General features: G+C 71.1%; 21 protein-coding genes and 1 riboswitch. Of the genes, 7 read left to right on the top strand and 14 right to left on the bottom strand.

What is annotated here, in order from left to right; genetic code table 11:
• Window positions 1-37: 37 nt before the first annotated feature.
• The 4 genes from OHA55_RS29665 to OHA55_RS29650 form a co-directional block, all read right to left on the bottom strand.
• A complete protein-coding gene (locus OHA55_RS29665) occupies window positions 38-1,228 on the bottom strand; it encodes an MBL fold metallo-hydrolase (protein WP_266712107.1) in 1,191 nt (396 codons plus the stop codon).
• Window positions 1,229-1,345: 117 nt separating this feature from the next.
• Window positions 1,346-1,786, bottom strand: coding sequence for a PPOX class F420-dependent oxidoreductase (locus tag OHA55_RS29660; RefSeq protein ID WP_266712106.1), 441 nt, complete (start codon window positions 1,784-1,786; stop codon window positions 1,346-1,348).
• 217 nt (window positions 1,787-2,003) lie between these two features.
• Window positions 2,004-3,023 (bottom strand): DUF6745 domain-containing protein, encoded by a 1,020-nt coding sequence (locus OHA55_RS29655; protein WP_266712105.1) that lies wholly within the window; start codon window positions 3,021-3,023, stop codon window positions 2,004-2,006.
• Window positions 3,024-3,226: 203 nt separating this feature from the next.
• On the bottom strand, window positions 3,227-3,553 hold the full coding sequence (locus OHA55_RS29650) for a hypothetical protein (protein WP_266712104.1): 327 nt from the start codon (window positions 3,551-3,553) through the stop codon (window positions 3,227-3,229).
• 259 nt (window positions 3,554-3,812) lie between these two features.
• Here OHA55_RS29650 and OHA55_RS29645 point away from each other — a divergent pair, with 259 nt between their 5' ends.
• The 6 genes from OHA55_RS29645 to OHA55_RS29620 all read left to right on the top strand — a co-directional run bounded on the left by OHA55_RS29645 (window position 3,813) and on the right by OHA55_RS29620 (window position 10,166).
• Window positions 3,813-4,769, top strand: a complete 957-nt coding sequence (locus OHA55_RS29645) for an STM4015 family protein (RefSeq protein ID WP_266712103.1) — start codon at window positions 3,813-3,815, stop codon at window positions 4,767-4,769.
• On the top strand, window positions 4,766-5,779 hold the full coding sequence (locus OHA55_RS29640; protein ID WP_266712102.1) for an STM4015 family protein: 1,014 nt from the start codon (window positions 4,766-4,768) through the stop codon (window positions 5,777-5,779). Before OHA55_RS29645 ends, OHA55_RS29640 begins: the two co-directional genes overlap by 4 nt.
• Complete coding sequence (locus OHA55_RS29635) at window positions 5,760-6,944, top strand: STM4014 family protein (RefSeq protein WP_266712101.1); 1,185 nt, start codon at window positions 5,760-5,762, stop codon at window positions 6,942-6,944. The genes OHA55_RS29640 and OHA55_RS29635 overlap by 20 nt, the downstream gene beginning before the upstream one ends.
• Window positions 6,945-7,062: 118 nt before the next feature.
• Window positions 7,063-7,869: an STM4013/SEN3800 family hydrolase gene (locus tag OHA55_RS29630; RefSeq protein ID WP_266712490.1), complete on the top strand. Its 807-nt coding sequence runs from the start codon at window positions 7,063-7,065 to the stop codon at window positions 7,867-7,869.
• 7 nt (window positions 7,870-7,876) lie between these two features.
• Window positions 7,877-9,265 carry an STM4012 family radical SAM protein gene (locus OHA55_RS29625; RefSeq protein ID WP_266712100.1) on the top strand — a complete coding sequence of 463 codons (1,389 nt, stop codon included), beginning with the start codon at window positions 7,877-7,879 and terminating at the stop codon, window positions 9,263-9,265.
• 7 nt (window positions 9,266-9,272) lie between these two features.
• Window positions 9,273-10,166, top strand: a complete 894-nt coding sequence (locus tag OHA55_RS29620) for an STM4011 family radical SAM protein (RefSeq protein ID WP_266712099.1) — start codon at window positions 9,273-9,275, stop codon at window positions 10,164-10,166.
• A 16-nt stretch (window positions 10,167-10,182) separates the two neighbouring features.
• Here the strand turns inward: OHA55_RS29620 and OHA55_RS29615 are convergent, their stop codons facing one another.
• Both OHA55_RS29615 and OHA55_RS29610 read right to left on the bottom strand, forming a co-directional pair.
• On the bottom strand, window positions 10,183-11,007 hold the full coding sequence (locus OHA55_RS29615; RefSeq protein ID WP_266712098.1) for an SGNH/GDSL hydrolase family protein: 825 nt from the start codon (window positions 11,005-11,007) through the stop codon (window positions 10,183-10,185).
• A 180-nt stretch (window positions 11,008-11,187) separates the two neighbouring features.
• Window positions 11,188-12,081, bottom strand: coding sequence for a LysM peptidoglycan-binding domain-containing M23 family metallopeptidase (locus OHA55_RS29610; RefSeq protein ID WP_266712097.1), 894 nt, complete (start codon window positions 12,079-12,081; stop codon window positions 11,188-11,190).
• 5 nt (window positions 12,082-12,086) lie between these two features.
• Window positions 12,087-12,241: riboswitch (cyclic di-AMP (ydaO/yuaA leader) on the bottom strand.
• A gap of 428 nt (window positions 12,242-12,669) precedes the next feature.
• Here OHA55_RS29610 and OHA55_RS29605 point away from each other — a divergent pair.
• Window positions 12,670-13,479, top strand: coding sequence for a tyrosine-protein phosphatase (locus OHA55_RS29605; protein WP_266712096.1), 810 nt, complete (start codon window positions 12,670-12,672; stop codon window positions 13,477-13,479).
• A gap of 6 nt (window positions 13,480-13,485) precedes the next feature.
• On the opposite strand, the gene OHA55_RS29600 is transcribed toward OHA55_RS29605, so the two are convergent.
• From OHA55_RS29600 to shc, 8 genes are all read right to left on the bottom strand, one after another.
• Window positions 13,486-13,908, bottom strand: coding sequence for a hypothetical protein (locus tag OHA55_RS29600; protein WP_266712095.1), 423 nt, complete (start codon window positions 13,906-13,908; stop codon window positions 13,486-13,488).
• A 44-nt stretch (window positions 13,909-13,952) separates the two neighbouring features.
• Window positions 13,953-14,138 (bottom strand): DUF6126 family protein, encoded by a 186-nt coding sequence (locus tag OHA55_RS29595; protein WP_266712094.1) that lies wholly within the window; start codon window positions 14,136-14,138, stop codon window positions 13,953-13,955.
• A gap of 90 nt (window positions 14,139-14,228) precedes the next feature.
• Window positions 14,229-14,837, bottom strand: coding sequence for a helix-turn-helix domain-containing protein (locus OHA55_RS29590; protein WP_266712093.1), 609 nt, complete (start codon window positions 14,835-14,837; stop codon window positions 14,229-14,231).
• Window positions 14,838-14,913: 76 nt separating this feature from the next.
• On the bottom strand, window positions 14,914-16,359 hold the full coding sequence (locus OHA55_RS29585) for an aspartate aminotransferase family protein (protein WP_266712091.1): 1,446 nt from the start codon (window positions 16,357-16,359) through the stop codon (window positions 14,914-14,916).
• The gene (dxs, locus tag OHA55_RS29580; protein WP_266712089.1) at window positions 16,356-18,386 is read right to left on the bottom strand and encodes a 1-deoxy-D-xylulose-5-phosphate synthase; all 2,031 of its coding nucleotides are present in this window, start codon (window positions 18,384-18,386) and stop codon (window positions 16,356-16,358) included. Before dxs ends, OHA55_RS29585 begins: the two co-directional genes overlap by 4 nt.
• An 80-nt stretch (window positions 18,387-18,466) precedes the next feature.
• Window positions 18,467-19,486 carry an adenosyl-hopene transferase HpnH gene (gene hpnH, locus OHA55_RS29575; RefSeq protein ID WP_266712087.1) on the bottom strand — a complete coding sequence of 340 codons (1,020 nt, stop codon included), beginning with the start codon at window positions 19,484-19,486 and terminating at the stop codon, window positions 18,467-18,469.
• 5 nt (window positions 19,487-19,491) lie between these two features.
• Window positions 19,492-20,139 (bottom strand): 1-hydroxy-2-methyl-2-butenyl 4-diphosphate reductase, encoded by a 648-nt coding sequence (locus OHA55_RS29570; protein ID WP_266712085.1) that lies wholly within the window; start codon window positions 20,137-20,139, stop codon window positions 19,492-19,494.
• Complete coding sequence (gene shc, locus OHA55_RS29565) at window positions 20,139-22,136, bottom strand: squalene--hopene cyclase (protein ID WP_266712083.1); 1,998 nt, start codon at window positions 22,134-22,136, stop codon at window positions 20,139-20,141. Before shc ends, OHA55_RS29570 begins: the two co-directional genes overlap by 1 nt.
• Window positions 22,137-22,162: the final 26 nt, after the last annotated feature.

The following is a 22,162-nucleotide window of genomic DNA, read 5'->3' as shown; positions in this document are numbered from 1 at the left end:
AGTGGGCCCGGGACGGTGGGGACCGCCATCACCCCGGTCAGTCTTCCGTCACGAGTTCGAGGGCCTCGCGCGAGGAATCGTCCGAAAGCTCGGGAACGGGCCACTCCTGGTCGGGTACGTAGCCCACGGACCGCCACCAGGGTTCGGCCGGCAGTTCACCGGAGGGCTCGAAGGGCTGCCCCGGAATGGGGAAGGCGCCCGCCTGGCCGATCGCGGCCGCGGCCTCCCGGGTCCACTCCCCCGGCTCCGCCCACGGGTGCGGGGCCAGGTTGAAGGTTCCCCAGTGGATCGGCATCAGGACACCGCGGGGGCTGCCCCCCTGCAGATCGAGGTGCGCGCGCAGGCCCTCGGCGGGCGTCATGTGGATGTCGGGCCAGTACTCGGAGTAGGCGCCGATCTGGATCATCGTGATGTCGAACGGGCCGTGCTCGGCACCGATCTCGCGGAAGCCCGGGAAGTAGCCGGTGTCACCACTGTGGTAGATCCGGTGCTCGGCCCCCTCCACCGCCCAGGACGCCCAGAGGGTGTGCTGCCCGCTGCGTACGCCGCGCCCGCAGAAGTGCCGCGCGGGGGTCGCCGTGAGCCGGAGGCCCGCCACCTCCGTGGTCTCGTTCCAGTCCAGCTCGCGCAGCCGGGTGGGTGACACCCCCCAGTGCTCCAGGTGGGCGCCGACACCGAGCGGCACGGCGAAGACGGTGTCCGTCCGGGCGAGAGCGCGGATCGTCGGCAGGTCGAGGTGGTCGTAGTGGTCGTGGGAGATGACGACGACGTCCACGGGCCCCAGCGCGTCGAGCGACAGCGGTACGGGATGGAGGCGCTTGGGACCCGCAAAATCGAACGGGGAGCAGCGGTCGCCCCATACGGGGTCGAAGAGCACACGGCTCCCGTCGATCTCGACGAGCACGCTGGAATGGCCCATCCAGGTCACCCGAAGTCCCGAAGCCGACGGCCGGGCCAGGTCGGCGTAGGTCGTGGCGTGCACCGGAATGTTTCCGGCGGGTCCCCTGCGCGCCCGTTGTTCCTTGTTGAAGTAGATCTTCGCGAACTCCAGGGTGGATCCCGAGGGCCGGGTCTTGGCCGCGACCGGGTTCTGGAACACTCCGTCGGCGAAATGGGGCGAGCGCCGGATGCGCTCCAGCCGGGCACCCGAGGGGTCGGCCCCGAACGCGTCGGCACGCATCGAACGAAGTCGGGTGCGGAGAGGGGTCAAGAATTCGGCGCCGGTCACAACATCTCCTGGGGGAGTCGGTCTCTTCTTATTATGTGCGGGAGGCACACCCGCGCGACGCTTCGCCCGGGGCGGGCGCCGCGCCCCGGACCTGCCCGGCTCCCCACACGTATGGCGTCAGGCACCCGGCTGCCCGTACACGTGCTCGACACGCAGGGTGACGACGACCCTGCGGTCACGCACCATCGCCTGCCGGTAGTCGTCCCAGTCCGGATGCTCGCCGAGAACGTCCCGGTAGAGGGTGATCAGCGCTTCGACGGTGGCGTCCTGCGGATCGGCGGCGGGCGGCGTCAGTTCGGCCGTCCCGTCCACGACGGTCCACGCTCCCCGGTTCTCGCTCGTCACGTGGAAGCTCGCCCGGGGATCGCGGCGGAGGTTCCGCGTCTTCGCCCGGTCCTCGGTCACCGAGACCCGAATCGTCCGGGCTTCGGCGTCGTAGGCGTAATTCACGTTCGACAGCTGGGGGCGGCCGTTCTTCCTCAGCGTCACGAGCACCCCGTCGTGCGAGGCACCGACGAGTCGCAGGAGGTCTTCCTGAGCGGAATCGAGAGACGTCATGAACCGTCCAACGTGCCCGCGTCCCACAAGATTCCGCCGGCTCGGACCGTGGCACGGCCTGGTCGCCCGGTACCCGATCCATCCGGTGACACGGCCCGGCGGGGGCAGGTCAGCGGCGCGGGGCGCGCTCGATCACGCACGGACCGCAAAGACCCGTCGCGTACCGCTGCCCTCCGGCTCCACCGCGCCTGCCCACTCCGTCGAGCCCCGTCCTCCGTCACGTCTGGCGCACGGGGGCGTACTGCTCACCCCCCAACCCGAAAGTCCAGGCGACCCCGTCCTTCGCCGTCCGGGTCGACGGCGGCACCCGCAGCCAGTACGTGCGGTGGGTGCCGTCCGGCTCGGGCGTGGAGTTGACGACCTCGACCATCACGACGTCCTCGTCGCCGGTGAGCGGGATGCGCCAGAGAATGCCCGTCTCGTCCCGGTGGACCGGCTCCGCCCCGGACTCCTCCAGGTAGCGGTCGTAGCCGAAGTGCTCCAGCATCACGCGGCGCAGCTCGGCGTTGGCCTCCTCGCGTATCCGCTCGGGTGTCAGGGCCGAGAGCTCGTCGAGGAAGGCTGCGGGCACCGGCATTCCGCGCCAGGCGTACAGGGCGAAGCCGTCCGGGTAGGCGAGCGCCGGACCGTCCCCGCGGTCGAGGCGGCCCGCCTCGTCGCGGTGGAGCGCCTCGGGGCGTTCGGCGACGACGACCGCGTTCTCGTAGGGCCACCACCAGCCGGCGTTGCGCGCCACCTCGGCCAGGCCGGCCAGGCGTTCGCTGTCCTCGAAGGCGGCCAGCCAGGCCGCATCGTGCTGCCCGAGCACCGCGTCCAGCAGGAGCAGCCGTACGGCGGTCTCGTCCTCGGGCTTCGTGGCGAGTTCGGCCACGACACCTGCGCGGATGCGCTCGGCGAGGGCCGAGGTGGTCTCCCACAGCTGGGCGCCGGTTGCCGACCAGAGCGCGGCCCAGCCCATCGCGCCCAACTCGTCGTATTTCCTGCGGCGTTCCTGGCTCCACGGCCGGGTGCGCACTTCCTCACGCACCGACTTCCCGGCGTCGGCGAGCTGTCCGGCCGCCTCCACGGCGGCCCTGGGCGAGTCCGCCCAGATGATCCTGCCCGGCTCCGCCAAGCCCGCCGTGCGGTAGGCCAGGCGAATACCCTGCTCCGCCGCCGCCCGGTCGGCCCGCCCGGTGGCCGAGGCCACCGCCCGCCAGGAGGTCACGTCCCGCGTCATCGTCCCCGTCGTTGTCATCTCTGGTCCTCTGTTCCTGTTCCCGCTCTGGTTCGCGTCTCTTACGTCTTCACGTCTGTGTCGTCAGTACCCGGCGTCCTGCCGCCGGGGTCGTCCTGCCCGCGTCGTCATGGCCCGCCACCGTGCCCGCCCGGTCGTGCTCGACCGCCGCGCCCCGCCGGCCCGGCATCGGGCGGGCACACCGCTGCCCTGGCGACAGCCCGTCAGTCGGCGACGACGCGGAACGCGCCGGGTACGTACTCCCGCTGGCGCACCACCCGGAACCAACCCTTCGGCAGCGCGATCACGGCGTGCTCCTCGTGCACGACCCGCCCGCCCTCGGGAAGGTGGAGCAGCATCGGGCCGAAGGTCCCCGACTCGCGTATGAGCCGGCCGGGCCCCTGCACGGCGTGCGCGTGTCCGGTGACCTCGCCCAACGCCAGCACCAAGCGGCCCCTGGAGTCCCGGAGTTCGCCAGGCGCCTCCAAAAACGGTGCGGGCACCTCGGACTCCTCGACCGCCATGATCAGCACATCGCCCTGCCGGTACACGGACGTCTCCCCTCCGGTGCGGCGCCCCGTGCGCCGAACCCTGCTGAGAACGCTAGGAGGTGGGTCTGACAACGGCATGCCGCGAAGGCCGCCCCGCGGCCCACGTCGCGGTCCTGGCTCAAAGGTGAGCCATGGCACCGGCAACCACGGCGCACCTGCCGGACCACGGCGATTCCCGTCCCGGGTACCGCACTGTCAGTGGCACTTGATAGATCTTGCGGCAGACAGACGTCCCCAGCACACACCGGAGCTTCGGGTCATGACCATCACGCACCACCTGAGCGAGCTGCACGGCCTTCCCGCCGTCGACTTCGCATCGCGGACCGACGGTCCCCCGCTCCCCGAAGCGGGCGCCGCGGCGTGGCGACTGCGCGTCGACCCGTACGAAGACGGGCCGGACACTTCGTGGGAGGAGCTCTTCGAGCTGTTCCTGAAGACGGTCGATCCGCTGAGTGTCCGTGCGTTGATCATCGGTCAGTGGGGCGAGGTGTACGACTGCGACTCCTCGTACCCGATAGGCCTGGTGACCGCCGCGGCGAGCCGGCTGCCCTCCCTCGAAGCCGTTTTCGTCGGAGACCTGGTCCTGGAAGAGGCGGAGATCTCCTGGATCGAGCAGTCGGACGTGACGGCCCTGCTCAACGCCTTCCCCGGGCTGGTGGAGCTGGGTGTGCGGGGCGGCACCGGTCTGGTCTTCCCGCCGGTGCGGCACGACACGCTGCGTTCGCTCACGATCGAGTCCGGCGGCCTGCCGGTCCAGGCGGTGCGCGGCGTGCTGGACAGTGAACTCCCCGCGCTGGAGAAGCTCGACCTGTGGCTCGGCGTGTCGGCGTACGGCGGCGACGCCGAGCTCGCGGACCTGGCTCCACTCCTGTCCGGTACGCGCTTCCTGGCCCTGCACCACCTCGGCCTGCGCAACAGCGAGATCCAGGAGGAGATCGCCGCGGCCGTCGCCTCTGCGCCGCTGGTCGCGCGACTGCGCACCCTGGACCTGTCGAACGGAGTCCTGGGCGACGACGGGGCCGCGGCGCTGCTCGAAGGCCAGCCGCTCACCCATCTCGGCCTCCTCGACCTCCACCACCACTTCCTGAGCGAGGAGATGGAGCAGCGGCTCACCGAGGCGCTGGTACCGCACGGCGTCCGGCTCGATCTGTCGGACCGCAACAAGCCCTGGAACGACGGCGGCCGCGAGAACCGGTACACGGCGGTGGCGGAATGAACTTCGTGACGGACATCGAGCATCCGGAGACGTTCCACGGGCTGCCCGTGCACGTCCTGCCGACTCCCGGCGAGACGACGGCCGAAGGCGCCGACGGGACCGCGGCGCCCGGGAGCCTCCCTGCGGCGGACGCGGTCGCCTGGCGGCTCGAAAGCGCCTGGCGTGACGACCTCGACTTTCCGGCTCTGTGGCGTCACTTCCTGGGCACCGTGGACACCTCGCGGGTCCGGGCGCTGCTGATCGGCCCCTGGTGGGAGGACGAGTACACCCCTCTCACCGAAGTGGTCCAGCTCCTGACGGCCGACGCCGCCCGTTTCCCTTCTCTGCGCGCGGTGTTCCTCGCCGACGTGGAGAGCGAGGAGTGCGAGGTCTCGTGGCTCCAGCTGTGCGACGTCACTCCGGTGCTGGAGGCCTATCCGCTCCTGGAGGAGTTCGTGGTCCGGGGCGGCGGCGACACGGGAGGCGCCGAGGACGCGGAGTCCCTCCGGCTGCGGCCTGTGCGGCACACCTCCCTGAAGTCGCTCCGGTTCGAGTCGGGCGGACTGCCCGGGCATGTCGTGCGGGCGGTCGGCGCCTGCGAACTGCCCGCGCTGCGGAGCCTGGAGCTGTGGCTCGGCTCCCACTGGTACGGCGGGGACGCCACGGTCGAGGACCTGGCTCCGCTGCTCTCCGGAGGCGGGCTTCCGGCGCTGCGCCATCTGGGGCTGCAGAACAGCGTGATCCAGGACGAGATCGCCGTCGCCGTGGCCTCGGCACCCGTCGTCGCCCAGCTGGATTCGCTCTCTCTGGCCATGGGCACGCTGAGCGACGCGGGCGCCGAGGCCCTGCTGGCCGGTCAGCCGCTGTCGCATCTGTCGCGACTCGATCTGCGCCATCACTATCTGGGCGAGGAGATGATCCTGCGCGTCACGTCGGCCTGCGCACCCGCCCTGGTGGACGCCGAGCCCGGTGACGCGTCCGACTTCGATCCGGACGAGGACGGCGAGCGGTATGTCGCTGTCAGCGAGTAGTCCGGGACCGCGCCTCGCCGTCGTCGGCAACCCGCTCAACCGCCGGGTCGTCTTCTTCCGGGACGCGGTGCGCGCCGCCGGTCTGCCGGAGGCGCGGGTCGTGCCGTGGCTGGACGTCCTGCGTGGCCGGGCGCGCTTCCTGCCCGGCGAATCGGTGCGTCTGGACTCGCCGGGCGAGGAGCCCGAGGTCGAGCGCCTGCTGCGCGGGGTCGGTGATCCGACCCGTGTGGAGGGTTCGGCCCTCTGGTACGCGAACTTCCTCGCGGCCGTCCGCGCCGTGGCCGCGGACGTGGCGGCCACCGGTGGTGAACTGCTGGCCGACCCGGACGAGTTGGCCCGGATCTTCGACAAGCGGCTGTGCCACGCCGCACTCGACGAGGCGGGTGTGCCGGTTCCCGCCTCGCCCACTTCGGGCGTCTCGGCGGCCCCGGTCCGGGGCTGGGAGCACGTACGCGAGCTCATGCGGGACCACCGGATGCCCCGGGTGTTCGTGAAGTTGGCGCACGGCTCCTCGGCCTCCGGGGTACTGGCCGTGGAGACGGCCGGACCGGGCCGGGTCCAGGCGACCACCTCGGTGGAACGGGACGAGCGGGGACGGCTGTTCAACTCCCTGCGGGTGCGCAGGTACACCACCGAGCGGGAGGTCGCGGCGCTCGTTGACACGCTCGCGCCGGACGGGCTGCACGTCGAACGCTGGCTGCCCAAGGCCTCGCAGCGGGGCAGGTCCGCCGATCTGCGGGTCGTGGTGGTCGCGGGCCGTGCGACGCACGCCGTCGTACGGACCAGCCGCTCCCCCATGACCAATCTGCATCTCGGCGGGGCCCGTGGCGATCTGGACCGGGTCCGTGAGGCCGTTTCCTCGGCCGGCGCAAGCTGGTCCGGGGCTCTGGAACTCTGCGAGCGCGCGGCCGCCTGTTTCCCTCGCACCCTGTGCGTCGGGGTCGACCTGCTGCCCTCGACGGGTTGGCGGCGGTTCGCCGTGGGCGAGGTCAACGCCTTCGGTGATCTGCTGCCCGGTCTGACCGGCCTCCCCGGCAGCGGCGCCGAGGGCCTGGACACCTACGCCGCGCAGGTCGCCGCGGTGCGCCCCCGCGCGCACACCCCCGAGTACGACGACGCATCCGACGAACGAGCAAGGAACGACCGTGCCACCGCTGCCCCCTGACCCCGTCCCCACCCGTGCCACGGCATCCACCGACCGCACCGGCACCCCGTCCTCCGCCGGTACCGTCCCCGCCGGCGCACTCCCTCTCGGCAAGGTCCCGGACGACGGCGAACCCGACATGAACGCCGTGGTCGGCAGTCACGACCTGCTGCTCGTCACGCTCGACACCCTGCGCCACGACGTCGCCGTCGAGCTCGCGGCGGCGGGCCGCCTGCCCAATCTGGCCCGGCATCTTCCCGGCGGGGTCTGGGAGAAGCGGCACGCGCCCGGCAGTTTCACCTACGCCTCCCACCAGGCGATTTTCGCCGGCTTCCTGCCCACCCCCGCCTCGCCCGGTCCCCATCCCCGTCTCTTCGCCGCGCGTTTCGCGGGGAGCGAGACCACGGCCGGCCGGACCTTCGTGTACGACTCCCCCGACCTGCTGAGCGGGCTGGAGGCGGTCGGCTATCGCACCGTGTGCATCGGCGGCGTCGGCTTCTTCAACCGCATGCCGCCCCTGGGGTCGGTGCTGCCGGACCTCTTCACGGAGAGTCACTGGGAGCCGGAATTCGGCGTCGCCTCGCCGACCTCCTTCGAGGCCCAGACAGCCCGGGCCGAGAAGGTCGTGGCGGATCTTCCCGCCGATCAGCGGCTCTTCCTCTTCGTCAACGTCTCGGCGCTCCATCAGCCCAACTGGTTCCACCAGCCCGGCGCCACCGCCGGGGCAGGCGATTCGCGCGCGACCCACGCGGCGGCGCTCGAGTACGTGGACCGGCACATCGGCAGGCTCTTCGCGGCGGCGAGCAGTCGGCGCCGCTGCTTCGCCATCGTCTGCTCCGACCACGGCACCGCCTACGGCGACGACGGATACACCGGACACCGCCTCGGCCACGAGGCCGTCTGGACGGTCCCGTACGCACACTTCTTCCTCGAACCGGGGGCCTGACCCGACCATGACCACCACCGCCCCCGCCACAGCGACGACGGCCACCGCCGTCAGGCCGTACCAGAGCTACGTGTACGCCTACCCCCACAAAACGGCCTACGAAGAGCTGAGCGACCGCCCCGCGCTCCGCGACCTGTGGGCCGCGGAGCGCAAGGACGCCCTCCAGCTCTACGCCCACATACCGTTCTGCGAGGTCCGCTGCGGTTTCTGCAACCTCTTCACCCGGGTCGGCGCCCCCGGCGAGCTGACCACCCGCTACCTCGACGCGCTCGACCGGCAGGCGATTGCCGTACGTGACGCCCTGGGCGACGACGGGCCCGTGCGGTTCGCCGCCGCCGCGTTCGGCGGTGGCACGCCCACCTTCCTGACGGCCGGCGAGCTGGAGCGGCTCTGCGACATCGCGGAGAAGCGGATGGGCGCCGATCTGCGTGCGGTGCCACTGTCCGTGGAGACCTCGCCGTCCACGGCGACCGCCGACCGGCTCGCCGTGCTCGCCGACCGGGGCACCACCCGGATCAGCATCGGCGTGCAGAGCTTCGTGGACGGCGAGGCCCGGGCGGCGGTCCGCCCGCAGCGCCGGGCCGATGTCGAGGCGGCGCTCGGCCGCATACGCGAGACCCGGATCCCGGTCCTCAACATCGACCTGATCTACGGCATCGACGGGCAGACCGCGCGGACCTGGATCGCCTCGCTGGACGCAGCCCTGGCCTGGCGCCCGGAGGAGCTGTACCTCTACCCGCTGTACGTGCGTCCGCTGACCGGCCTCGGCCGCCTCTTTGAAGGCAGCGGCCCCGGGGCAGGTGCCGCGGCGGACGCCGCCTGGGACGCCCAGCGGCTCCACCTCTACCGCACCGGCCGGGACCACCTGCTGGCCCACGGGTACGAACAGGTCTCCATGCGGATGTTCCGCCGGGCAGACGCTCCCCAGGAGGGCCCCGACGACTACGCCTGCCAGACGGACGGCATGGTCGGCCTGGGCTGCGGCGCCCGTTCGTACACCTCGTCGCTGCACTACTCCTTCGACTACGCGGTCGGCATGGGGGAGATCCGCGGCATCATCGACGCCTTCACCACCACCGAGGACTTCTCCCGGGCGCAGGTCGGCCGTTACATCGACGGCGACGAACCCCGCCGCCGTCACCTCCTGCAGTCGCTGCTCCAGGCCGCCGGGCTGCAGGGCGCCGAGTACCGGCAGCGGTTCGGCACGGACCCCCACCAGGACTTCCCGGACGAACTCGCCCGCTTCGCCGAGCTCGGCTGGCTGGAGAGCCGGCCAGGCGCTGACGGCGATACGCTGCGGCTGTCCCCGGAGGGTCTCGCCCACTCCGACGCGCTCGGTCCCGCGCTCTTCTCCCCCGCCGTGCGCGCCGCGATGGCCGCGTACGAGGCGAAGTGAGCGGCTCGTGGACCTGACGATCCTCTACCGGGGCCCTCTCTCCTCCTGCGACTACGACTGCCCGTACTGCCCGTTCGCGAAGAGGCGGGACAGCCCCGAGCAGCTGGCGGCCGACCGCGCGGCGCTCGAACGCTTCACCGCATGGGTCGCCACGCGGACCGGGGACCGCATCTCGGTGCTCTTCACCCCGTGGGGCGAAGGGCTGGTGCGGTCCTGGTACCGGCGGGCGCTGGCCGAGCTGTCCCACCTGCCGCAGGTGGCGCGGGTCGCGATCCAGACGAACCTCAGCGGCAGGACCGGGTGGCTGTCGGACGCGAACCCGGAGCGAGTGGCGCTCTGGTGCACGTACCACCCGGGCCAGACGCCGTACGACCGGTTCCTCGGGAAGTGCCGGGAGCTGACCGCGGCGGGGGTGCGGTACAGCGTGGGGGTCGTCGGCTTCGAGGAGCATCTCCCCGAGGCGCGGAGGCTGCGCGCGGCCCTGCCGGAGCAGGTCTACCTCTGGGTGAACGCCGCCGAGGGGCGTACGTACACGGACGAGGAGGCGGAACGGTGGACCGCGCTCGACCCGCTCTTCCCGTACAGCCGGCATCCGCACCGCTCGGCGGGGCTGCCGTGCCGGACCGGGGAGTCGGTGATCTCGGTGGACGGGGACGGCACCGTGCGCCGGTGCCACTTCGTCAAGGCCGAGCTGGGCAACCTCTACGACGGAAGCTACCGCCGGGCCCTCGGCCCGAGGGCCTGCCCGCTGGCGGTCTGCGACTGCCACATCGGGTACGTCCACCTGGAGTCGCTGCCGCTGTACGACGTGTTCGCCGGGGGTGTCCTGGAGCGGATTCCGGCGGCGCCGGACGGGCCCGCGGACGCGGGCCCGTCACATCTCCGGCTTCCGCTGGTGTGATCGGAGCGCAGGCCTGTCAGAGCGGCAGCAGGTCCGGGCGCTTCGCGGCGACCTCGTCGCCGGAGGACTCTCCGCGCAGCCGGCGGCCGATCCACGGAACGAGGTACTCGCGCGCCCAGTGGATGTCGTCGCGGCGCACTTCGAAGGTGTTCCGCTGGGCCTGAGGGGGCCACGGCTGGTCGGGGTCGGCCGAGGTCTCCAGGCCGAGGACCTGCGCGGCGCGCAGTGCCACCCTGGTGTGGCCGCCGGAGGACAGGTGGAGCCGGTCGTCGTCCCAGGCACGGCGGTCCTGGATCGAGCGGAGCGACCACAGGTCCAGCACCGGGCAGTGGTAGCGGTCCGCGATGGCCCGCAGATGGACGTTGTAGGTGGCGATCTTGCCGCGCATGTGGCGCAGCACCGGTACGCCCCGGGTGTCGAACCCGGTGGTGACCATGACGGTGCCGACCGCGTTGGTGAGGTCGGCGACCGCGCGCTCGAAGCGCTCGGCCAGGTCGTCGGGGTCCGTGCCGGGCCGGATGATGTCGTTTCCTCCGGCGCAGAAGCTCACCAGGTCCGGTGCGAGCTCCTTGGCGCGGGGTACCTGCTCCGCGACGATCTGGTCGAGGAGTCGTCCGCGTACGGCGAGATTGGCGTACCGGAATTCCCCGTGCGGGGAATCGGAGCTCGTCGCCTCGTCGAGGACGGGGAGCCGGTCCGCCAGGAGAACCGCGAAACGGTCCGCCCAGCCGACATAGGTCCCGTCGGGTCCGGGGTCTCCGACTCCTTCGGTGAAACTGTCGCCGATCGCCGCGTACGACCCGATGATGTCTGTCTTCTGGATTCTCGAATCGTCTGCCACGGCCACATATCTTGCCTCTTTCGATGTGACCTACGCGACCGTAAGCAGGGGTTGACGTGGGGTGAGATAGACCACCCGGTCAGGTTTTGGTAAAGCCGGAATAAGCAGAGGGGCGGCACGCTTGCGCGTACCGCCCCTCGAAGCCCTGACGGATCGTGACGACCCTCAACGGGAGTTGTCTCAGATGGAGACGCCGTGGAGACGCAGGTAGGCGATCGGGTCCACGTCCGAGCCGTAGCTCGGGGTGGTGCGGATCTCGAAGTGGAGGTGCGGGCCGGTGACGTTGCCGGTGGCACCCGAGAGACCGATCTGCTGGCCGCCGGTGACGGTCTGGCCGACCGAGACCATCAGCTGCGACTGGTGCGCGTACTGGGAGTACATGCCGTCGGCGTGCTTGATGATGACCTCGTTGCCGTAGGCGCCGTCGTAGCCGGCGGAGACGACGGTGCCGGGGCCGACGGCGCGGACGACGGTGCCGGTCGCGGCGCTGAAGTCGGAGCCGGTGTGGTAACCGCTGGACCACATGGAGCCGGAGGCGTGGTACTGGGTGGTGACGGTCGCGTTGGCCACCGGGGTGGTCCAGCCGGTGCTGTTGCTGTCGGCGGCCTTGGTGGTGGTCGCGGCGGACTCGGTCGTGGTCGCCGGAGCGGCCTTCGCCTCGGTCTTGGCCGCCGTCTTCGTCTCGGTCTTCGGGGCCTCGGCCTTGGCGGAGGACGCGGTGGAGGCCGAGCCGGACGCCTGGGCACCGAGGGTCAGCTTCATGCCCGGGAGGATCAGGCTCGGGTTGCCGCCGACGACCTCGCGGTTGTCCTGGTAGAGCTTCTCCCAGCCACCCTTGATCTTGTGCTGGGCGGCGATCTTCGCCAGGTAGTCGCCGGAGACGACCTTGTAGGTCTTGGCGGACTGCTGGGCGGCCGGCGCGGACTGGGCGGCGGACGCCGACTGGTCGGCGGCGTGGGCGCCCGTGGCTCCGAGGAGCGGCAGGGCGACGACGGCGCCGCCCGCTCCGACGGCGAGGATGCCGCGAGCGATGGGGCCGGACTTCTTACGACGGTGCTTACCCGGGATGGGCATGGGGGAATTCCTCTCCGGCGCCTACGAGGTGAGCTGTCGGGTTCGGGCTGGAGATGCCCGGTCGCGTGGAACGCGACTTCACCCCGAGCCGTCCGGAAGAACTCCGGTCGGCGGCTTACCTGGGTCCCCCGCTCCTGCCACGCATCGGTGAGTGCGAATTCCGGGCGGCGGCAGGATTAGGCGATCCGTCCGGAGTGATGGCGAACGTAATCGAGCCGGACCGGACGGAACAAGCCATCGCGAGCGGAACGGAATCCGGGAGCGGATTTCCGCTCTCTTTTCCGGTCACCCTCCGTGGATTACCGATCTTGGCTTTCCGCGCGACGGACGGACCGCCGTCCGGTATCCCGGCCACGCACGGTCACGGATATGATCCCGCTCACGAGATCACCCACCATCTCCCCTATAAACGGGTGATGTTGCGTGAAATCAATACAATACGGACATGTCGCGCACATCACTGATGACGGCTCTTCAGCCGCCGGAGACCCGCCGTCGGCGGACCGGTGCCGCGGGGCGATGTCGTAGGGTCGCGACGAGCCGACGTCGGCGAGCAGCGCCGGCGCGCAGAAGCACCGAGGAGCCGCTGTGACGCAGGTGCCGCAGTTCTCGCCGGCCGAACCCGAGCTGAGCGGGGTCCGTAACTTCCGGGACGTGGGCGGACTGCCCACCACCGACGGGCGACGGGTACGCAGCGGGAGGCTCTTCCGCAGCGGCCACCTCGCGTCCGCGACCGCCGAGGACGCCGCCTTCCTCGGCCGGCTCGGCCTGCACACGGTCTTCGACTTCCGTAACTCGGCCGACCAGAAGCTCGACGGCTACGACGTGGAACTTCCGGGCGTGCGCAACGTCCGCATCCCGCTCTCCGACCCCGCCGACGGGGCCGGCTTCTGGCGGCTGGTACGGGAGGGCGACATCGCTCAGCTGCGCTCGCTGCTCGCCGACGGCAAGGGCACGGAGCGCATGCTCGCCTCGTACCGCTCGATCATCACCGACCGCACGGCCGAGCACAGCCGGGTACTGCACGCCTTGGCGGAGGACAGCGTGCCGGCGCTGATGCACTGCGCCGCGGGCAAGGACCGGGCGGGCCTGACGATGGCGGTGACCCTGCTGGCGGTCGGGGTGGAGCGCGAGGCGATCGCGGCGGACTACCTCAAGTCCAACGACGCCCATCGCCGCTACCGGCTGCGGCGCGGCGACAGCGCGGACCCGGTGGTCTCCACCGAGGTGATGAGCCTGCTCAACCCGCTCTTCGGAGCGGACATCGACTACCTGGACGCCGCCTTCGCCACCATCGAGGAGCACTGGGGCACCACGGAGCGCTACTTCTCCGAGGGACTGGGGCTCTCCGGGGAGACCCGGGAGCGGCTGCGCGGACGCCTGCTGGACGAGGCGTAGGCCCGGTCAGGGACGTCGGGGGCGGGCCGGGCGGCCGGGCGTCCCGGGCCGGGCATCCCGGATCCATCCCTCGTCGAGGCAGAGCGTCCAGGCGTCGCCGACCGCCCGTTCCAGTTCGACCAGGATCGCGACCTCGGCGACGACCGCAGGCGCGTCGCACAGCCGGAGCGGCGAGTCCGGAACGCCGTGCCGGGTGTAGGCCGGCGATTCACCGTTGCAGTCGAACGCGTGCAGCGGCACGGAGTCACGGCCGAACCACGCGGGTCGGTTCTCCTCCGCCCACGCGGCGGCCGCGTCCACCCGGTCCAGGTGTGCCGGCAGGTGCTCGGGCGCCGGCCCATGGCTGAACTGCACGAGAAAGCCCGCGGCGTCGACCGCCCACCAGTCCCACGTGTATCCGGGCCTGGGATGCCGCAGGGTCGTCGCCATGCGGCCACACTACGGACGCCGGTACCGGCGCCCGGAAGACTCACCTACTGATTGCCGCCGGCGACGGCGAACAGGATGTAGAGGAAGGCGGCGATGACGTGTCCGGCGACCAGGTAGGCGATGAGCCGGATGACCATCCCGCGCGGCATCTTCCGCTCCTGGGTGTCCCGGGCGGCGGTCACGCCGGTCTGCCGGGGGGTCAGCGGGTCGTAGTGCTCCGAATCGGACATGACGGTCCTCTCTTCCGCGCGCCCGGGGCCGGGCGTACGAGGAATGGGCGCGGCGCCGAACGGCCGCGCCACCGGGGATGCCGGGCGCGGTCAGCGCCGACGGGTCCCGTCGCCGAGGCACAGCTCGGCGGCGGGGCTCTGCAACAGGGTGTGGACGAAGATCAGCTCGGCGCCCTCGGGTCCGGCGGCGGCGATCCGGTGCGGGGTGAGCGAGTCGAAGTGGGCGCTGTCGCCGGGCCCGAGCTGGTCCGTGGATTCGCCGAGGCTGACCCGCAGCCGCCCTTCGAGGACGTACAGCCACTCCTCCCCCGGGTGGACGCGCACCAGATCGCCCTGGGCACCGTACGGGACGCGGACCCGCAGGGCCTGCATGGCGCGGCCCGGTCCGCCGGCCCGGCGGTACATCCAGCCGTCCGCCTCGGTTCCCTCGAACCGGCCGCCGCGCACGATCGCGTCCCGTTCCGGGGGGATCTCGCCGAGGAGTTCGGAGACGGTCGTGCCGTAGATCCGGGCGAGGCCGAGGAGCACGGGCAGCGAGGGCTGCCGGTTCCCTGTTTCGAGCCGGGAGAGATGGGCCGGGGAGAGTCCCGCGCGCTGCGCGGCGGCCTCCAGCGTGAGGGCTCGGCTCCGGCGCAGTTCGCGCAGGCGGGGGGCCACGCCGGGAAGGTCGTCGGCCGCCCCTCCGTCAGGAGGATTCATGCCTCCATTGCGCCACCGACTTTCCTCTGAGGCAAATTTCTTGCCTGAGAGGCAAATCGTGGATGTTCCGCGCGGCTCAGCGGTTGGCGACCGCCTGCTTCACCAGCGTGCGCCCGAAGTCCCACATCAGGCCGCCCCCACTGTGGGCGTCGTCCATCACCGACTCGAAGGCCGTCACGAACCGGTCGATCTCGGGTTCACCGATGATCAGCGGCGGGATCAGCTTGATCACTTCAAGATGGTCCCCGGACACCTGCGTCAGAATCCGGTGCTTCTGCAACAACGGTACGACAACCATCTGGGCGAAGAGCCCCTTGCGGGCCGCCTGGAGCATCGTCCACCGGCCGCGCAGCTTGATCGACGACGGCCGTCCGAACTCGATGCCGACCATCAGCCCGCGCCCGCGCACCTCGTGCAGCAGCTCGTACCGGTCCACCAGCGCGGCGAGCCGCTCGCGCAGCAGATCGCCGGTGCGCCGGGCGTTGGCGACGATCTCCTCGTCCTCCATCACCGAGAGGACCGCGAGCCCCGCCGCCATCGCCTGGGCGTTCGATCCGAAGCTCGCCGAGTGGACGAGCACCCGGTCCATGGAGGAGTAGACCTTCTTGAAGATCCAGTCCTTCCCGACAGTGGCACCGACCGGCACGTAGCCGCCGGAGAGCGCCTTGGCGACGCAGACCAGGTCGGGCTCGACGCCGTCCTCGTGCTGGTACGCGTAGAAGTCGCCGGTCCGGCCGAGACCGGTCTGCACCTCGTCCGCGATCAGCAGCGCCTTGTGCCGGTGCAGGAGTTCCTGGGCTTCGCGCAGGAAGCCGGGCGGCGCCGCGTGCACACCCTTGCCCTGGATGGGCTCGACGACCAGTGCCGCCACGTCTCCGCGCTTGAGCTCCCGGCGCAGCGCGTCGAGGTCCCCGAGGGCGATGGCGGTGTCCGGGAGCAGCGGGGCGAAGCCGTCGCGGAAGCCGTCCTCGCCGTTGACCGAGAGCGAGCCGGTGGTGAGGCCGTGGAAAGCGTGGGTGCAGTAGAGGACGCGTGGTTTCCCGGTGGCGTACCGGGCGAACTTCAGCGCGGTTTCGACGGCCTCGGTTCCGCTGTTGCCGAAGAAGACCCGGTCGAGATGGGGGCTGTGGGTGAGGAGCTTCTCCGCGAGCAGGCCGGGCAGCGGCTGGCAGTCGAAGCGGGTGAGGTCGGCGAGGGAGGCGTCGAGCACGTCGTGGAGTGCCTTGCGGACGACCGGGTGGTGGCGGCCGAGGCCCATCACGCCGAATCCGGCGAGCATGTCGAGGTAGTCGTTGCCGTCCGCGTCCCAGAAGTAGGCACCCTCGGCCCGTTCGTAGACCTTGTCGAAGCCGATGGTGTGCAGCATGCGCGGCAGCTGGTGGTTGAGATGGCGCGTGTGCAGTTCGTACCGTTCGGCGCCGCGCTCGGCGAGCAGCGTGGCGAGATCGAATCCCTTGCCGGCGCCGTCGGCACGGTCCGTCCCGCCGGTGTGCCCGGCGCCGGCCGCGATGTCGTCCTTCATTCCCCGCTCGTCTCCCTCTTCGCTCTGTCCGGTCGGTCCGCTGCGCGCACCACCGGCCCTCGTTCCGTACGGTTCCCGGCCTGCGGTACGCGTCCCGGTACCGCCACCACGCCCGCCGCCTCCTCACCGGTCCGGCTGTCCGGGTCCTCGGGCCGCCCAGCCAGTCCCGCCACCGCCGCCCCGATGCTGCCCGCGATCTCCACCGGGGTCAGTCCGACGTCCGCGAGCACCTCGCCTCGTTTGGCATGGGCGAGGAACTCCTCGGGGATGCCGAAGGTCCGCAGGGCCACGTCCACCCCCGCGTCCCGCAGCGCCTGCCCGACCGCCCAGCCGACGCCTCCGGTGCGGCAGTTGTCCTCGACGACGGCGACCAGCCGGTGGCCGGCGGCGAGGGGTACGAGCTCATCGTCGACCGGTCTGACCCAGCGCGGGTCGACGACGGTGCACCCGATCCCCGCGCCCTTCAGCAGGTCCGCCGCACGCAGGCAGACCGTGGCCATCACCCCGACCGCCACCAGCAGCACGTCGCTCCGCTCGCCCCGGTGCAGGACGTCCATACCGCCGACGCGCCCCACGGCAGGGACGGCCTCCCCCACGGACTCCTTGGGGAACCTGACGACGGTGGGTGCGTCCGAGACGTCGACGGCTTCGCGGAGCTGTGCTCTCAGCTGGTCGGCGTCGCGTGGGGCCGCGATCCGGAGTCCGGGCACGACCTGGAGCACCGACAGGTCCCACATGCCGTTGTGCGAGGGGCCGTCCGTGCCGGTGATCCCGGCCCGGTCGAGGACGAACGTCACCCCGCTGCGGTGCAGGGCCACGTCCATCAGCACCTGGTCGAAGGCGCGGTTGAGGAAGGTGGCGTAGACGGCGACGACGGGGTGCAGTCCGCCGGCGGCCATGCCCGCGGCACAGACCGCGGCGTGCTGCTCCGCGATGCCCACGTCCACGACCCGGTCCGGGAACGCCTCCGCGAACGCGGTGAGACCGACGGGATGGAGCATGGCCGCGGTGAGGACGACCACGTCGGGGCGCTCGGCACCGATCCGGGCGATCTCTTCGCCGAAGACGGAGGTCCAGGAGGGTCCGGCCGGCGCGGTGAGCGGGAGGCAGGTCAGCGGGTCCATCGCCCCCACCGCGTGGAACCGGTCGGCCTCGTCCTTCAGGGCGGGTGTGTAGCCGCGGCCCTTCTCGGTGATGCAGTGGACGAGGACGGGCCCCCGGAAGTGCTTGGCCCGCACGAGGGCCGCCTCGACGGCGGCGATGTCGTGGCCGTCGACCGGTCCGACGTACTTAAGGCCGAGATCCTCGAAGAGCCCTTGCGGCGCGAAGGTGTCCTTGAACCCCTTCTTCGCCCCGTGCAGCGAGCCGTAGAGCGGCTGCCCGACGACGGGGGTCCGCTCCAGGAGTTCCCTGCACCGGGCGAGGAAGCGCTCGTAGCCGTCGGTGGTGCGCAGAGTGGCCAGGTGGTTCGCGAGTCCGCCGATGGTCGGGGAGTACGAACGGGTGTTGTCGTTCACCACGACGATCAGGGGACGGTCCTTGGCGGCGGCGATGTTGTTCAGCGCCTCCCAGGCCATGCCGCCGGTGAGGGCGCCGTCTCCGACGACGGCGACGACGTGGTCGTCCCTGCCGAGGAGTTCGTTGGCCTTGGCGAGGCCGTCCGCCCAGCCGAGCGCGGTGGAGGCGTGGGAGTTCTCGACGATGTCGTGCGCGGACTCGGCGCGGGAGGGGTAGCCCGAGAGGCCGCCCTTGCTGCGCAGCTTGGAGAAGTCCTGGCGGCCGGTGAGGAGCTTGTGCACATAGCTCTGGTGGCCGGTGTCCCAGAGGATCCGGTCGCGCGGCGAGTCGAAGACCCGGTGCAGGGCGATGGTGAGTTCCACGACGCCGAGGTTCGGGCCGAGGTGCCCGCCGCTGCGGGACACCGCCTGTACGAGGAACGTCCGGATCTCCGCAGCGAGTTCGTCCAGCTGTGGTCCGCCGAGCGGCGCGAGGTCCCGTGGTCCCCCGATGGATTCCAGCAAGGTCACGTACGTGTCCCCTCTCTGGTTCCTGGTGATAAGGAGGGCGGTCACGGCCGGTGCGCCCGGCCGTAACCGCCCTCCTCGGATTACCGGTTGCCCGTGACCGTCTCCCGGGCCGCGCGCAGCGATTCCTTGAGCGACCCCATCGTGGCGAGCACGGCGGTGGGTTCGTAGCCGCAGTGCGCCATGCAGTTGGCGCAGCGCGGGTCCTTGCCGCGGCCGTACTTGTCCCAGTCGGTCTCCTCGATGAGCTGCCGGTACGTGGGGACGTACCCGTCGCTCATCAGGTAGCAGGGGCGCTGCCAGCCGAAGAGGGAGTAGTTCGGGATGGCCCAGGCGGTGCAGGGGAAGTCCGCCTTGCCCTCCAGGAAGTCGAGGAAGAGCGGCGAGTGGTTGAGCCGCCAGCGGGCCCGGTTGCCGCCCGCGAACGTCTTCTTGAAGAGTTCTCGGGTCTGTTCCACGCCGAGGAAGTGTTCCTGGTCGGGCGCCTTCTCGTAGGCGTACGCGGGGGAGATCATCATCTCGTCGACCTGCAGGTCGTCGTTGAGGTAGTTGAGTACCTCGATGATGGTCTGGGGGGTGTCGGTGTTGAAGAAGGTGGAGTTGGTGGTGACCCGGAAACCTCGTCTCTTGGCTTCCTTGATCGCCGCGACCGCCTCGTCGAACACGCCCTCCTTGGCCACGGATTCGTCGTGCCGCTCGCGCAGCCCGTCGATGTGGACGGCGAAGGCGAAGTACCGGGAGGGGGTGAACTTCTCGATCTTCTTGCGCAGCAGCATGGCATTGGTGCAGAGGAACACGTACTTCTTCTTGGCCACCAACTGCCGCACGATCTCGTCGATCTGAGGGTGCATCAACGGTTCTCCACCGGCGATGGAGACCATCGGGGCACCGGATTCGAGGACAGCTCCGACCGCCTGCGCGACCGGCATGCGCTGCTTGAGCACCCCGGCGGGGTGCTGGATCTTCCCGCAGCCCTCGCAGGCGAGATTGCAGGCGAACAGGGGCTCCAGCTCGACGATCAGCGGAAACTTCTCCCGCTTGCGGATCTTCTGTTCGGCAAGGTACGTCGCCACCTTGATGGTTTGGCGGAGCGGCATGGCCATCTGGCTCACCTCCGGGGGAGCAACAAAGATCGGTGCCATTCATGAAAAGCCGGCAGGACGGCACGAAGAACGCGGAAAGCCGATATTCCACCGCGTACCGTGGCAACCCGGACGAGCTCATGCTCTGGAGCGTCCACGACCACCCGTACGGCCGCAACCGGGCGTGGTCCGTGACGCAGAGCGGTACTGAGGGTCGCCGCGGACTCCATGTCCACGGCGATGGCCCCGGTCGCCGCGAGGGCCGCCCGCTCGGCGCCCCTCACGACATGGTCGGAGCCGGTCAGAGGGCCGGTGTGCACGGTCCGGCCGGGAAAGAGCCGGGACACCGCGTCGACCAGCACGGACACCCCGTCGCAGGCGGTGGTCCCGTGCACGGACCTGGTCTCCTCGGCGACGACCAGGTCGCCCGGGTGCATCCCGGACGCGAGGCCGGCACAGAATCCGGAGGCGACGACGGCGGCGCCGCGCGTCTCCTCCCGCGCCAGGGCGCGCCCGAGCGCGGTCTCGGCCGCCTTCGGTCCCATCCCCGTCCGCAGGACGGTGACGGGACCGCCGCCCCGCGGACCGCTCCGCAGGGCGAACTGCTCGATGCCGAGCGCGCAGGCGACGAGCAGCGAGGGCGGCGGTCCGCCGGAGGGCCGGGGCCCGCCCATCAGATCCCCGCCGGGCTCGCGACCCGGGCCACGAGCGGGTCCCCGTGCACGTAGCGCCCGAGCGCGGTGAGCGGGAAGACCTGGCGGTAGAGGTGGTAGTTGATGGAGAAGTCCCAGGGGAAGCCGGTCCCGGTGAAGTACGGCTCGTCCCAGGAGCCGTCCGCCCGCTGGGTGCGGGTCAGGAAGTTGACGCCCCTGGTGGCGGCGGGGTTCTCGCGCTCTCCGGCGGCCAGCAGGGCGAGCAGGGCCCAGGCGGTCTGCGAGGCCGTCGACTCGCCCCGGCCGATCCACTTGCTGTCCTGGTAGGAGCGCAGGTCCTCGCCCCAGCCGCCGTCGTCGTTCTGGACGGACTCCAGCCAGCGCACGGCCCTGCGGACGGCCGGGTGGGAGTCGGGCAGTCCGGCGGCAACCAGCGCCGGAACCACCGACCCGGTTCCGTAGACGTAGTTGACGCCCCAGCGGCCGAACCAGGCACCGCTGGCGTCCTGTTGGGCGAGGAGCCAGTCAACTCCGCGCCGGGCGCTCGGATCGCCGGCACGCCCCTCGTAGGCCATCATCTCCACGACATGACCGGTGACGTCGGCGGAGGGCGGATCGATCACCTCACCGAAGTCGCAGAACGGCAGCCGGTTGGGGAACGGGCTGGTGTTGTCCGCGTCGAAGGCGCCCCAGGCTCCCCCGCGCGACTGCATGCCGACCGTCCAGCGCACCCCGCGCTCGATGGCGGCCTCCACCCTGTCGGGTTCGGGGTGCCGGACCCGGCGCAGTGCGAGGACGACCTCCGCGGTGTCGTCGATGTCCGGGTAGTTGTCGTTGTGGAACTCGAACGCCCATCCTCCCGGCGGGAGTTGAGGCCTGCGCACGGCCCAGTCACCCGGCCGCACGATCTCCTCGGCCAGCATCCAGTCGGCCGCCTTGACCAGCGCGGGGTGGTCCGGGGAGAGCCCGGCGTCGGCGAGGGCGATGGTCGCCAGACAGGTGTCCCACACCGGGGACTGGCACGCCTCGATCATGCGCGCGCCGTCCGGACGCCGTACGGCGAACCGGTCCAGCGAGGCGAGCCCGGCGCGCATCACCGGGTGGTCGAGGTCGTAGCCGAGCAGATGGAGGGCGATCACGGAGTAGACGGCGGGGGGCTGGATCCCGCCCCAGCAGCCGTCGCTCTCCTGACGCTCGATGATCCACCGGGCGGCGGCGTTCATCGCGATCCGGCGCAACCGGCGCGGCGCGACCCGGTGGTAGAGGTGCAGCGCCTTGTCGAGCCGCTGGAAGACGCCGTCCCAGCTGACCGGAGAGGCCTTGCGCACGGGCGGGTTGGGCCGGGACGGGTCGGTGTGCAGTTCGTCGAGGGAGAACGGAGCCGGCCGTACGGGCCGCTTCGCCGAGACGATGGTCAGCGGAACAATGGTCTGGCGGGCCCAGCAGCCGAAGTCATAGATATTGAGAGGTACCCAGGAAGGAAAGAACATCAGCTCGGGCGGGAGCTGCGGGAGGTCGTCCCACTTCCACCAGCCGAAGAGGGCGAGCCAGATCCGGGTGAACACGCGGGAGGCGGCGATGCCGCCCTGGTCCCGTACCCAGGCGGCGGCCCTGGCCATGTGCGGCTCGTCCGGCCGGTCACCGGCCAGCCGCAGCGCCACGTACGCCTCGATGGTGGCGGAGAGGTCGCTCGGGCCGCCGTAGAAGGTGGCCCAGGTGCCGTCGCCCAGTTGCTCGCCGCGGACGAAGAGGGCGGCGGCCCTGAGGGTGTCGGGGTCCTGGATGCCGAGGAACTGACGCAGCAGCAGGTCTTCCGCGTCCATGGTGACGTTGGTGGCCAGGTCGCCCTTCCACCAGCCCTGCTCGTCCTGTCTGCCGAGGAGATGCTCGACGGAGCGTTCCGCGGCCCGCCGGGCGGCGTCCAGGACGTCGTCCGCCGTGATGGTTGTGTCGGTCGGATCGCCCGGGACCGTGCGAGGGTGCGCAGCCCCGGTGCTTCCGTCGGTCGTCGCTGTCATGGCTTCCCCTTCGTGCAGTTCGGTCC

Origin of the sequence: Streptomyces sp. NBC_00102 (assembly GCF_026343115.1) — a bacterium.
Lineage (GTDB): Bacteria > Actinomycetota > Actinomycetes > Streptomycetales > Streptomycetaceae > Streptomyces.
Note: the sequence above shows the minus strand (reverse complement) of the source record. Positions and strands in the feature narration are given on the sequence as shown.